The organism is Streptomyces sp. NPDC026672, from assembly GCF_040638185.1.
GTDB lineage: Bacteria > Actinomycetota > Actinomycetes > Streptomycetales > Streptomycetaceae > Streptomyces.
On sequence record NZ_JBEZXS010000020.1, the window covers coordinates 149,896 to 162,174 of the forward strand.

Annotated in this window: 11 protein-coding genes; 6 read left to right on the plus strand and 5 right to left on the minus strand. The window is 73.6% G+C overall.

Going from position 1 to position 12,279, the window contains the following annotated elements; genetic code table 11:
* The first annotated feature begins 61 nt into the window (after window positions 1-61).
* Window positions 62-700 (plus strand): haloacid dehalogenase-like hydrolase, encoded by a 639-nt coding sequence (locus tag AB0F77_RS23765; protein ID WP_361952029.1) that lies wholly within the window; start codon window positions 62-64, stop codon window positions 698-700.
* Here the strand turns inward: AB0F77_RS23765 and AB0F77_RS23770 are convergent.
* Entirely contained in the window at window positions 673-927 is a 255-nt protein-coding gene (locus AB0F77_RS23770; protein WP_361952032.1) for a hypothetical protein, read from the minus strand. The genes AB0F77_RS23765 and AB0F77_RS23770 overlap by 28 nt on opposite strands.
* Before the next feature lie 165 nt (window positions 928-1,092).
* Here AB0F77_RS23770 and AB0F77_RS23775 point away from each other — a divergent pair, with 165 nt between their 5' ends.
* A complete protein-coding gene (locus AB0F77_RS23775) occupies window positions 1,093-1,476 on the plus strand; it encodes a cold-shock protein (protein ID WP_361952035.1) in 384 nt (127 codons plus the stop codon).
* Between the two features lie 30 nt (window positions 1,477-1,506).
* On the opposite strand, the gene AB0F77_RS23780 is transcribed toward AB0F77_RS23775, so the two are convergent.
* The 4 genes from AB0F77_RS23780 to AB0F77_RS23795 form a co-directional block, all read right to left on the minus strand.
* Window positions 1,507-2,355, minus strand: coding sequence for a 1,4-dihydroxy-6-naphthoate synthase (locus AB0F77_RS23780; RefSeq protein WP_361952038.1), 849 nt, complete (start codon window positions 2,353-2,355; stop codon window positions 1,507-1,509).
* A complete protein-coding gene (locus AB0F77_RS23785) occupies window positions 2,345-3,094 on the minus strand; it encodes a futalosine hydrolase (protein ID WP_361952041.1) in 750 nt (249 codons plus the stop codon). The genes AB0F77_RS23780 and AB0F77_RS23785 overlap by 11 nt, the downstream gene beginning before the upstream one ends.
* On the minus strand, window positions 3,064-3,534 hold the full coding sequence (locus tag AB0F77_RS23790; protein ID WP_361952044.1) for a DUF2771 domain-containing protein: 471 nt from the start codon (window positions 3,532-3,534) through the stop codon (window positions 3,064-3,066). The genes AB0F77_RS23785 and AB0F77_RS23790 overlap by 31 nt, the downstream gene beginning before the upstream one ends.
* A gap of 62 nt (window positions 3,535-3,596) precedes the next feature.
* Window positions 3,597-5,021, minus strand: a complete 1,425-nt coding sequence (locus AB0F77_RS23795) for an MFS transporter (protein ID WP_361952047.1) — start codon at window positions 5,019-5,021, stop codon at window positions 3,597-3,599.
* Window positions 5,022-5,323: 302 nt separating this feature from the next.
* Here AB0F77_RS23795 and AB0F77_RS23800 point away from each other — a divergent pair, with 302 nt between their 5' ends.
* From AB0F77_RS23800 to AB0F77_RS23815, 4 genes are all read left to right on the plus strand, one after another.
* Complete coding sequence (locus tag AB0F77_RS23800; RefSeq protein WP_361952050.1) at window positions 5,324-6,250, plus strand: DUF3027 domain-containing protein; 927 nt, start codon at window positions 5,324-5,326, stop codon at window positions 6,248-6,250.
* 741 nt (window positions 6,251-6,991) lie between these two features.
* Window positions 6,992-10,240: a molecular chaperone Hsp90 gene (locus AB0F77_RS23805; RefSeq protein ID WP_361952053.1), complete on the plus strand. Its 3,249-nt coding sequence runs from the start codon at window positions 6,992-6,994 to the stop codon at window positions 10,238-10,240.
* A 152-nt stretch (window positions 10,241-10,392) separates the two neighbouring features.
* Window positions 10,393-11,157, plus strand: coding sequence for a calcium-binding protein (locus AB0F77_RS23810; protein WP_361952056.1), 765 nt, complete (start codon window positions 10,393-10,395; stop codon window positions 11,155-11,157).
* 212 nt (window positions 11,158-11,369) lie between these two features.
* Window positions 11,370-12,155 carry a hypothetical protein gene (locus AB0F77_RS23815; RefSeq protein ID WP_361952059.1) on the plus strand — a complete coding sequence of 262 codons (786 nt, stop codon included), beginning with the start codon at window positions 11,370-11,372 and terminating at the stop codon, window positions 12,153-12,155.
* Window positions 12,156-12,279: the final 124 nt, after the last annotated feature.

Below are 12,279 nucleotides of genomic sequence, written 5' to 3' on the forward strand. Positions count from 1 at the left end.
GCGCGGACGTCACCCGGCTCACAGGTCCGCGCCGCCTCGGGGCCATGAACGGGTGGGCACAATGGCCCGCATGACCAGTTCCGCACCCGTCGTCGGCTTCGACCTCGACATGACCCTCATCGACTCCCGGCCCGGCATCCACGCCACCTACCGGGCCCTGGCCGAGCGGACGGGGACGTACATCGACGCCGATCTCGCCGTCACCCGGCTCGGGCCGCCGCTCGCCGAGGAGCTGATCAACTGGTTCCCCGAGGACGAGATCGGCCCCGTGGCCGATCTGTACCGCGCGATGTACCCGACCATCGCCGTCGCCGCGACCCCGGCGCTGCCCGGCGCCCGCGAGGCCGTCGCCGCCGTGCGCGCGGCCGGCGGACGGGCGATCGTGGTCACCGCGAAGTACGAGCCCAACGCCAGGCTGCACCTCGCCCACCTCGGCCTGGAACCCGACGCGGTCATAGGCGACCTGTGGGCCGAGCAGAAGGCCCGTGCGCTGCGCGAGCACGGCGCCACCGTGTACGTCGGCGACCACGTCGGGGACGTCCGGGGCGCCCGCGCCGCCGGCGCCCTGTCCGTGGCCGTCACCACCGGCCCCTGCCCCGCCGACGACCTGCACGCCGCGGGCGCCGACGTCGTCCTCGACGACCTGACGGCGTTCCCGGCCTGGCTCACGGCCTACCGCGAGGCGGCCTCCCGCGCCTGACGCCGTCCCGCCGCGGCCGAGCGCAGCACTCCCGCGCCGGCCACGAGGAACCCGATCGCCATCAGCATGCTGAGGCCGAACATGTACGTCGGAAAAGGCTTCGCACCGAGGAACAGCGGGGCCACCGTGACGAGAGTGGCCACCGCGCCGAGGAAGAAGACCACGGCACCGGCGCGGATCAGTCCGTCGCCGGGCCCGGCGGAATTCGTTTGGGTTTTGTCACGCACCGGACCAGGGTAGTTCCCAGCGCGAAGGAACAACCGGGTGACGTCTTGTCACCGGCCGCAAGACCATTAGCCTTGGTACCGGCGGGTCGTGGTCGACCCGCCCGAGTGCTATCAAGAGCCGTTTTCAGAAGCAGTTTTCCGACGAGTACGAGGACGAGGACAGACGTGCCCACCGGCAAGGTCAAGTGGTTCAACAGTGAGAAGGGCTTCGGCTTTCTCTCCCGCGACGACGGCGGTGACGTCTTCGTCCACTCCTCGGTCCTGCCCGCCGGAGTCGATGCGCTCAAGCCGGGACAGCGCGTGGAGTTCGGCGTGGTCGCCGGACAGCGCGGCGACCAGGCACTCTCGGTCGTCCTCCTCGACCCGACCCCCTCGGTGGCGGCCGCCCAGCGCAAGAAGCCGGACGAACTGGCCTCCATCGTCCAGGACCTGACGACCCTTCTCGAGAACATCACCCCGATGCTGGAGAAGGGCCGTTACCCCGACAAGGCGTCCGGCAAGAAGATCGCCGGCCTGCTGCGCGCGGTCGCCGACCAGTTGGACGTCTAGGAACTCTGGGAACGCACGCACGGGAACCGCTCAGGGGAAGTCGAGCGCGTCCGGGCCGAGGGGCGGCAGCAGTCCCTCGGCCGCCGCGCGGGTGAGCAGCCCGCGGATCGCCGCGTGACCGTCCTCGCCGAGGTCCGAGGTGAACTCGTTGACGTACAGCCCGATGTGCTGGTCGGCGACGGCCGGGTCCATCTCCTGGGCGTGCTCCATGACATAGGGCCGGGAGACCTCCGGGTCGTCCCAGGCCGCGTGCACGGACGTACGGATGCTGTCGGCGAGCAGCCGCAGCCGGTCCGCGCCCAGCGAACGCTTCGCGATGATCGCGCCCAGCGGGATCGGCAGCCCGGTCGTGCGCTCCCAGTGCTCGCCCATGTCGGCGAGCTTGTGCAGCCCGTAGTTCTGGTACGTGAAGCGCGCCTCGTGGATGACGAGGCCCGCGTCGACCTTCCCGTCCCGCACGGCCGGCATGATCTCGTGGAACGGCATGACCACGATCTCGCCCACCCCGCCGGGCAGGGTGTCGGCCGCCCACAGCCGGAACAGCAGATAGGCCGTCGACCGCTCGCTCGGCACCGCGACCGTGCGGCCCGTCAGGTCGGCGCCCTCCTCCCGGGTGAGGACCAGCGGACCGCAGCCCCGCCCGAGCGCACCGCCGCACGGCAGCAGCGTGTACTCGTCGAGGACGTACGGCAGCACCGCGTACGACACCTTCAGCACGTCCAGTTCGCCGCGCTCGGCCATGCCGTTGGTGACGTCGATGTCCGCGAACGTCACGTCCAGCGCGGGGGCGCCGGGCACCCGGCCGTGGGCGAGGGCGTCGAAGACGAACGTGTCGTTGGGGCAGGGGGAGTAAGCGATCCTCAGGGACTCAGTCGTCATGCGGGTTCCAACTCTCCAGTACGGGCGCGAGCTTCCCGAAGGCCTCGGTGAGGGCCGCGAGGGCGTCGCCGATGCGCCAGGCGGCGCGGTCGCGCGGACCGACGGGATTGGAGACGGCGCGTATCTCCAGGACGGGCACACCGTGCGCGGCGGCGGCCTCGGCCACGCCGAAGCCCTCCATGCCCTCGGCCAGGGCACGGGGATGGCGGGCGCGCAGCGCGTCGGCGCGGGCGGCGCTCCCCGTCACCGTGGACACGGTCAGGACGGCCCCGAGAGGCGCGGAGATGACCGAGCCCACAACCCGTACGAGTGATTCGGGTGGACGGTGGCCGACGGTCCCGAAGCCGAGTTCGGTGACCGGCAGGAAGCCGTCGGCGGTCTCGGCGCCCAGATCGGCCGCGACGATCTCGTCGGCGACGACCAGCGAGCCGACGGGGGCGTGCGGGGCGAACCCGCCGGCGATCCCGGCGCTGACGACCAGGCCGTAGGGGGTGCCCGCGAGGGCCGCCGCGGTGAGCGCGGTCGCGGTACCGGCGGCGGCGCGGCCCGGGCCGACCCCGGCGGCCAGCAGATCGGCGGTGCCGGGCACCCGGTGCAGGACCGCCCCGGGCAGGGCGACCTCGTCGGCGGCGGGGGCGAACGCCCTCGCCACCGCGTCCCGCTCGGCGGGGACCGCGGTGGCGATCAGGAGGCGGACGCGAGGCGTGATCAGGCGTCCTTCTCGAGCTTGAAGGACCACAGGCCCTTCACCGTCTTGTCGCCCTCCTTGATGGAGACCGTGGTGGTGTTGCCCTGCGCGCCGTACTGGGCGTTGAAGAACACGCTGCCCGGGATCGTGCGGTACGTCTTGCTGCTGGAGTCCGTGAGCGGCTGGCCGTTCATCAGGATCGTCCAGCTGCTGTCCGCGATCGTCGGGTCGACACCGAAGCGGACCGTCTCGTCCGGGTCCACCTTGATGGACTTGATGTCGGTGTTCTTGATGCACTTGGTGAGGGCGGCCGCGTCCAGGGCGTCGCCGTCGTTGTAACAGGTGGCTTCGGAGCTGACCGAGCTGGTGCCGACGGTGATCGTCGCCATCGGGGTCGGCTTGTCGCAGGCCGACAGGACGAGCAGTCCGGCGGAAACGGCGCCGGCGGCGGCGACGGCGCGGCGGCGTCGCGGTGCGGATCGCATGGTCATGGCCGAAGGCTATCGGGCGGTCCTTGCGGACCCCCCACGTGGGGTGCGGCGTGCCCCGTTCGTTACGCCACTCGCGGTCGTGACCTGCCGCCGCGGCGGGCCGAGGCCAGCAGCCCGCGCAGGGTGGTCAGCCAGCCCACGGCCACGAACAGGGCGGCCACCCACAGGCCGAGGCTGCCGTTGAGCGGCATCACGATGCCGACCGCGCCGCCGAACACCCACGCCATCTGGAGCAGCGTCTCCGAGCGGGCGAAGGCCGACGTGCGCACCAGCTCCGGCACGTCCCGCTGGATCAGCGCGTCCAGGGACAGCTTGGCCAGCGCCTGCGCGAACCCGGCGACCGCGGCGAGACAGGCCACGAGGAACGCCCCGAAGAACACGGCGGCCACGATCGCCGTGCCGAGCACCACCGCGACCACCGTCACGATGATGACCTCCGGCGCCCGCGACCTCAGCCAGGCCCCCACCGCCGTGCCCAGCGCGTTGCCCGCGCCCGCCGAGACGCCCACGATCCCCAGCGACACCGCGGCGCTCTCCCCGGTCAGCGGGTGCTCGCGCAGCAGGAACGCCAGGAAGAAGATCAGGAAGCCGGACAGACAGCGCAGGGCCGCGTTGGCACCGAGGGCGTGGGTGACGGCCGTGCCGACCGTGCGCAGCCCGGGGCGCTTGAGCTGTTTGCGGTGCGGGCCGTGCAGGTGTTCCTCGTCCGCCGCCAGCAGCGCGGTGTCCTCGCCCCGCGCGGAGTCCACCTTCGGCGGCAGGGAGAACGACAGGAACGTCCCCGCCACGAAGATCACGAAGGCGCCGTACAGCGGCCAGGGATCGCCGACCGAGTGCAGGCCCGCCCCGATCGGCGCGGCCACACCGGTGGCGAGCAGACCGGCGAGGGTGACCCGGGAGTTCGCCTTCACCAGGGAGAAGCCGGGCGGCAGCAGCCGCGGCACGACGGCGCTGCGCACCACGCCGTACGCCTTCGACGCGACGAGGACGCCGAGCGCCGCCGGGTACAGCTCCAGGCTGCCCGTCGCGACCGCACCCGAGATGATCAGCGCGAGCAGGGCTCGGGCGAGCATCGCGGCGGCCATCGCGGCGCGGCGGCCGTGCGGCAGCCGGTCCAGGAGCGGGCCGATCACCGGGGCCAGGACCGTGAACGGGGCCATGGTGATGGCGAGGTAGAGCGCGACCCGGCCGCGGGCCTCGTCCGTGGGCACCGAGAAGAAGACCGTGGAGGCGAGCGCCACGGTGATCATGACGTCGCCGGCGCCGTTGACCGCGTGCAGCTCGATCAGCTTGCCGAGGCCCGACTCGCCCGCGCCGTGCGCGTGCGTGGCCCTGCGGATGCCGCGGGCGGCACCGGTCACCGGGAAGTGCAGGGCACGGCCGACCGCGCGGACGGTGCCGCCCATCCGGCCCGCACCGCCGCCTCGACTGTTCCCCTTGACCCCGCCGACTCCGGCGGCGCCCTGGGACGACCTCGCGGCTGCCACGACGTTCATAGTGCCCCGAGATCGCCTCCGATAGTGCGGTTACGGCGGGCATGGCGCCGGACTTCACAGGCGCGCGGGGCGCCGGCTTCCGGGTTCGCGCGCACGGAACGGGCCGTCGGTGTAGGCCAGGCGTCCGTGACCGGGTAGCGTGCGTATCTCAGCCATCCCGCAGAATGGATGGCAGAGGTGCGCCCGAGCGCGATCGGACGCGGACGTCGATGCGGCCCACAGGTCCGCTCCGTCCGCTCCGCCGCCTTCAGGCCGGCGCACCCGTGAGACGGCGTAGGAGAGAAGCGATACCCGTGAGCGCAGCGAGCACGCGAAGCCGCACCCCCGACCGCCTGTGCGCCGAGGCGGTCGACCTCGCCCGCGCCGCCGCCGAGGAGGCCGCCGCGCCCGGTGTGGTGGGCGAGCACTCGGGGTTGGTGTCCGAGGGCGACCGCGTGGTCACGCACTTCTTCGAGTGCAAGGAACTGGGCTACCGGGGCTGGCGCTGGGCCGTGACGGTGGCCCGCGCCTCCCGCGCCAAGTTCGTCACCCTGGACGAGGTGGTCCTGCTGCCGGGGCAGGACGCGCTGCTCGCGCCGGAGTGGGTGCCGTGGAGCGAGCGGCTGCGTCCCGGTGACATGGGTCCAGGGGACCTGCTGCCCACCGAGGCGGAGGACCTCCGGCTGGAGCCCGGGTACGCGGGCGACGACGAGCCGGTGCCGAGTTCTCCGGTGTCGCACGAGATGGCCGAGCTGGTCGAGGCGGAGGACGCGGAGGTCACCGCGGGGCCGCCGGCGGCGCTCCCGACGGTGCCGAGCCGGGGTTCCATCGCCTCCGTCGCCGAGGAGCTCGGCATGCGCCGGGCGCGGGTCCTGTCGCGCTACGGCCTCCATGTCGCCGCGGACCGCTGGGAGGAGGCGTTCGGGTCCAAGACGCCGATGGCCCAGGCGGCTCCGGCGGCGTGCGTCTCCTGCGGCTTCCTGGTGCCCCTGGGCGGTTCGCTGGGTCAGGCGTTCGGCTTGTGCGCGAACGAGTTCTCCCCGGCGGACGGCCGGGTGGTCTCCCTGTCGTACGGCTGCGGCGGCCATTCGGAGGCGGCGGTCATGCCCAAGCCGCCCCAGCCGGCCGCCCCCGTCATCGACGAGACCCGCGTCGACCCCTTCCCCCTCCGCCCGTCCCCCGACTCGGGCTCGGTGACGGGCCCTCCGGACGAAACAACGGAAGAACTGGGCCACTCGTAGCTGCGCTGCTTGGCCCGGGAACGCCTCGCCTTCGCCGGGGTTGCGGGCTGCCCCGGCGTGGGACTACGACCGCCCCGGAACGGCGTGCGGCCCTCCTCCGGAGGGAGCACCGATCCCCGGAACGCGCGCCGACACCGGCGGGATGTGCTGGCGAGGGTGGGCGGCGCAGGAGGCGGGGCGCGGTGGAACGGGGCGGGGTGCGGCGCTCCTCCGGAGGGGGTGTTGAACCCGGCCGGGGCATCACCGCGGACCGAGCGGGCCGATCCCGGCGGGGTGCCTGCGATGCGGGTGCGACGGGGCACCGACGGGCGCCGAAGCGAGCCGCCCCTGGCGGGACGTATGCCGTCACCGGCGGAGTGCGCCGGGCGCGGCTGAGCGGGGCGAGGCGCTGGGCACAGCTGGGCTGGACAGGGCGCGCGGCGCGGTTGAACTGGGCGGGGTGCGGGGCACAGCCGGGTACGGCGGGGTGTGCGGGTGTGGCTGACCGGAGTGGGGTTGGGGAGCGCGACTGGGCGGGGCATGGGGCGTCGTGCTGCTGAGCGGAGCGGGGGCGTGGTGCTGTAGGGGTGCAGGGGACGGAGTCCCCGCCGGGGTTCGGGGCGGAGCCCCGGGCGGTCACTCTTGATCCTGCCGAGTCGGGTGGGCGGGTGGGCGAGCAGGGGTGAGGGGCGGAGCCACCGGGGTGGGTGAGGGTCCGGTGGGCGGTACCTTCGTCGTCACGCCCGACGATGGAGAGTGAACGTGAGCAAGTTCGTGCGGCCGGCACCAGAGGGCGCCGACCCCTTCGGCACCGCCCGCCTGCGTCGCGGCGTACTCGACGCCTGGTCCACCAGCCCCGCCCGCTTCCGCGAGGACGCCAACGCCGAGGAGGACCTCGTCCTGGGCGGCTACCGCGACCGCCTCGTCGTGGAACTCGCCCAGAACGCCGCGGACGCCGCCGCCCGCGCCGGCACCGGCGTCCCGGGCCGCCTCCGCCTCACCCTCCGCGACGGGGTCCTGTTCGCCGCCAACACCGGCGCCCCCCTGGACGCGGAGGGCGTCGAATCCCTCGCCACCCTCCGCGCCTCCGCCAAGCGCGACACCCCCGCCACGCCCGGCACACCTGACGCGCCCGGCACAGGAATCGAAACGGGCACCGTGGGCCGCTTCGGTGTCGGGTTCGCCGCAGTGCTCGCCGTCACGGACGAGCCCGCCGTCGTCGGCCGTCACGGCGGCGTCCGCTGGTCCCTCGCCGAGGCCAGAGACCTCGCCGTGGAGGCCGCGGGCGCGAGCCCCGGCCTGGCCGACGAGATCCGCCGCCGCGACGGCCACGTCCCCCTGCTGCGCCTCCCGTTCGCCGCCGAGGGCACCGCCCCGGACCCGTACGACACGGTCGTCATCCTCCCGCTGCGCGACCCCGCCGCCACCGACCTCGCCGAACGCCTCCTGGACGCCGTCGACGACGCCCTCCTCCTCGCCCTGCCCGGCCTGGCGGAGGTCGTCGTCGAGACGGACACCGTGCGCACCCTGCGCCGCCGCACCGACGGCACGGTCACCGTCGTGGAGGACTCCCGCGACGGCACGACCCGCTGGCGCACCGCTTCGGCGCACGGCCGGCTCACCCCCGACCTCCTCGCCGACCGCCCGGTGGAGGAACGGCTGCGTCCGCACTGGTCGGTCACCTGGGCCGTACCCGTGGACGAGGACGGGCGCCCGCTCCCGCCCCGTACCGCACCGGTCGTGCACGCCCCCACCCCCAGCGACGAACCCCTCGGCGTGCCCGCCCTGCTGATCGCGTCGTTCCCGCTGGACACCACCCGCCGCCACCCGGCCCCCGGCCCGCTCACCGACTTCCTGGTGGAGCGCGCGGCGGACGCGTACGCCGGGCTCCTCGCCGACTGGCGGCCGGTGACCGACGGTCTGATCCCCCTCGTGCCGGGTCCGCTCGGCAAGGGCGTGCTGGACGGCGCCCTGCGCCAGGCCGTCCTGGACCGCCTGCCGCGCACCGCGTTCCTGCCGCCCGCCGTGCGGCCCGAGCCCACGGGCCAGGACACGGAAGAAGAGCAGGACACGGAAGAACGGGGCACGGAAGAACGGGGCACGGAAGGGCCGGACGCGGAGGGGCGGGACAACCTGCCCGAGGCGCTGCGCCCGCGGGACGCCGAGATCGTGGAGGGCGCGGGCGCCGACACCGTACGCGTCCTGGCCGAGGTGCTGCCGACCCTGCTGCCGGCCGGCCTGGAGCGCCGGGTCGAACTGCGCACGCTGGGCGTGGCCCGCCTCCCGCTCGCCGACGCGATCGACCGGCTGGCCGGCCTGGAGAAGGACCCCGAGTGGTGGTACCGGCTGTACGACAGCCTGGCCGGCGTCGACCCCGAACGCCTCTCCGGCCTCCCGGTGCCGCTGGCGGACGACAGGACCACCATCGGCCCCCGCCAGGTCCTGCTGCCCACCTCGGACACCGCCCGTATCGACCCGGAGGTCCTGGCCCGGCTCGGGTTGAAGGTCGCTCACCCGGACGCCGCCCACCCGCTCCTGGAGAAGCTGGGCGCCCTGCCGGCGACACCCCGGGCCGTGCTGACCACCCCGCAGGTGCGGGCGGCGGTCGCGGCCTCGCTGGACGACGACGGGGGCGTCGCCTGGGAGGAGGACGCCCCGGAAGCGGAGGAACTCGCCGACACCGTCCTGGCGTTGGTGCGGGACGCGGCCCTCGAACCCGGCGACGAGCCCTGGCTGGGCGCGCTCGCGCTGCCCGACGAGGACGGCGAACTCGCCCCGGCCGGTGAACTCGTCCTGCCCGGAAGCCCGTTCGCCCGTGTCATCCGTGAGGGTGAACTGGCCGCCGTGGACGCCGAGTTGGCAGAGAGGTGGGGCGAGCAGCCGCTGGCCGCGTGCGGGGTCCTCGCCGACTTCGCCCTGGTGCGCGCCACGGACGTCGTCCTCGATCCCGACGAACTGGAGCCCCGCGAGGGGGACTTCGCCGAGCCGGACGACGCGGGTCTGCTGGACGCGGTGGACGTGTGGTGCGAGGACATCCTCGACCGCTTCCCGGACAGCCCCGTGCCCCCGGTCGCCACCGAGCTGGTCGCGGTGCGCGACCTCGACCTGGTGGACGACGACCACTGGCCCGAGGCCCTTGCCCTGCTGGCCCGCCCGCCGCTGCGCGACGCGCTCACCCAGCCGGTGCGCATCCTGCTGCCGGACGGCACCCACGAGGTCGTACGGCCGTACACCGCCTGGTGGTTGCGCGGGCACCCGGTGCTGGACGGCCGCCGCCCGGCCGGTCTGCTCGCGGCGGGCGGCGACCCGCTGCTGCACGGCCTGTACGACGAGGCGGACGCCACCGGCTTCGAGGACGAGCAGGTGCTGCGCGCGCTCGGTGTGCGCACCTCGGTCGCCGCGCTGCTGGACGAGCCCGGCGGCGCCGCCGAACTCCTCGACCGGCTCGGCGACCCGGAGCGCCCGGTCGGCCCGGCCCAACTGCACGGTCTGTACGGCGCGCTGGCCGACCTGGACCCGGAGCAGGTGACCCTGCCCGACGAGGTGCGGGCCGTGGTCGACGGGCGGGTGGAGGTGGTGGACGCGGCCGACGCGGTCGTCGTCGACTCGCCCGACCTGCTGCCCTTCACCGAGGGCGTGCCGCTGCTTCCCGTACGGCCGTCGCGGGCCGCCGGGCTGGCGGAGCTGTTCCAGGTGCGGCGGCTGAGCGAGTCGGTCACCGGGTCGGTGGACTCCGAGGGCGCCGAGCACGACGTGCCCGACCCGGTGCGGGTGCTGCTGGGGCCCGGGACGCCGCGGTTCTACGTCGAGCACGAGGAGCTGGTGGTCGACGGCGTCGAGATCGACTGGCGGCTGACCACGGACGGCGTCCTGCACGCGGCCACCCTGGAGGGCGTCGCCGCGGGACTGGCCTGGGCCGCGGGTCAGTGGCCCCGCCGGTTCGAGGTCGCGGCCCTCCTTGAGGACCCGTCCCGCACGGAGGAACTGGCCCGCGACCGCTGGTTCGACTGACCGCCACGAACCGCACACGGAAAACTCACAACTCCTACAACCTTTCCCGTCCGCCCCGGGTCATGTCTGCGGAACCAGCGGGTTCCGCAGACATGCAGGGTGCGCGGAGGGCGTGAGCCGCGGCGCGCGCCCTTCGAACGTGGGGACAACACATGCGCATGCGTGCCTCTGCCACCGTCGTGACCGGGGCCCTGGCCCTGGCCGTGTCGGCCGTCGCCGTACCGGCCGCCCAGGCCGACGGCGGGTTCGGCGACACCAGGATCACCAAGGTCGTCGTGGACGGCGACAACAAGGTGGACTTCGGCACCTCGGGCCTCAAGACGGTCAAGGTCAGCGTGACCGCGTCCGACAACTCGGGCATCAAGGGCGCCGACTCGTTCTCGCTCGCCGGCCCCGGCTACGGCTTCGAGACGACCGGCAGGCCCACCTGCACGGTCGTGAACGCCACCACCTCGACCTGCACCGCCTCGGTGAAGATCGACCCGCGCGTGGACTACCTGAGCAACAGCAACGCCGGCACCTGGTACGTCGACGCGTGGATCGACGCCAAGGACGGCGACTTCGTGTGGAAGGAGAAGGCCGGCTCCTTCTCCTTCCAGCGCTCCGCCAGGCTCACCGTCAACGCGTCGCCCGAGCCGGTGCGCAAGGGCGCGACCGTCACCGTCACCGGGGCGCTCACCCGCGCCAACTGGGAGACGCTGAAGTACGGCGGCTACGGCTCGCAATCGGTGAAGCTCCAGTTCCGCAAGAAGAGCTCCAGCACCTACACCACGCTGAAGACGATCAAGACGGACGCCAAGGGCAATCTGCGGACCACCGTCAAGGCCACGGTCGACGGTTACTACCGCTACTCCTACGCGGGCGGTTCCACCACCGCGGCGGTCAGCGCGACGGGCGACTACGTCGACGTGAAGTAGCCCCCGCGCGACGGGCGTTCCGGCCCGGGGGAGTACGGGCCGGAACGTTCCTTCCCGGTTGTGCCATCCCTGTGCAATCCCTGTACAAAATCCGCCGTCGTGTCCGGGAATCGGCACAACCAACCCCTTCGGCCGCGCATCTGATCGCGTGGGTCAACAGACCCCACGATCACTCCGGGCCCCGTGCCCCCCTTTCCCACCTGGGGAACTCCATGCGCATACGCGCCACCGCGGCCGCCTCCCTCGGCGCCCTCGCCCTCACCGTCCTCGCCGTCCCGGCCGCGCACGCCGCCACCGCCGCGACGCCCGCCGTCACCTTCTCCGCCATGAAGGTCAACAGCGGCAAGGCGGTCACCGTCGCGGCCACCGGCACCGTGCGGCTCCCCGTCACGTACACCGTGACCCACCCGGCGGGCACCAGCCTCGCCGCCGTCCAGAACGGCCCGCTGATCTACCGCGGCACCTCGCCGCAGAACTACACCACGCGGATCATCAGCGACGACCCCGGCACCTGCACCACCACCTCCTCGACGGCCCTGAGCTGCAAGGCCACCATCTCCGTCCCGGCCGCCGAGCTGTACAACTCCGACGCCGGCACCTGGAAGGCGGGCGGCGTCGCCATCAACACGAAGACGGGCGCCCAGAAGTGGCAGGGCGACCTCGGCACCCTCTCCGTCCGGCGCGCCGCCAAGCTCACCGCCGACGCGACGCCCGAGCCGGTGAAGAAGGGCAGGACGATCACCGTCACCGGACGGCTGACCCGGGCCGACTGGGAGAAGGGCACCTACGCCGGCTTCGGCTCCCAGTCGGTGAAGCTCCAGTTCCGCAAGAGCGGCACCAGCGCCTACACGACCCTCAAGACGATCAGGACCACGTCCACGGGCGCCCTGAGGACGACGGTGACGGCGTCGGCGGACGGCTACTTCCGCTACACCTTCGCCGGGACGACGACCACCGCGCCGGTGACCTCGGCGACGGACTTCGTGGACGTGCGCTAGCCGGGACCGGGCGCCGGCGCCGCGGTCGGCGCTAGGGCGTGTTTCGAAAGTGGCGCCGTCCGCCCGGAGGGCGGGGCCCGCGGCGTCTGGTGCGTGCAGTCGCAAGGCGGAGGATCGCCCTCGT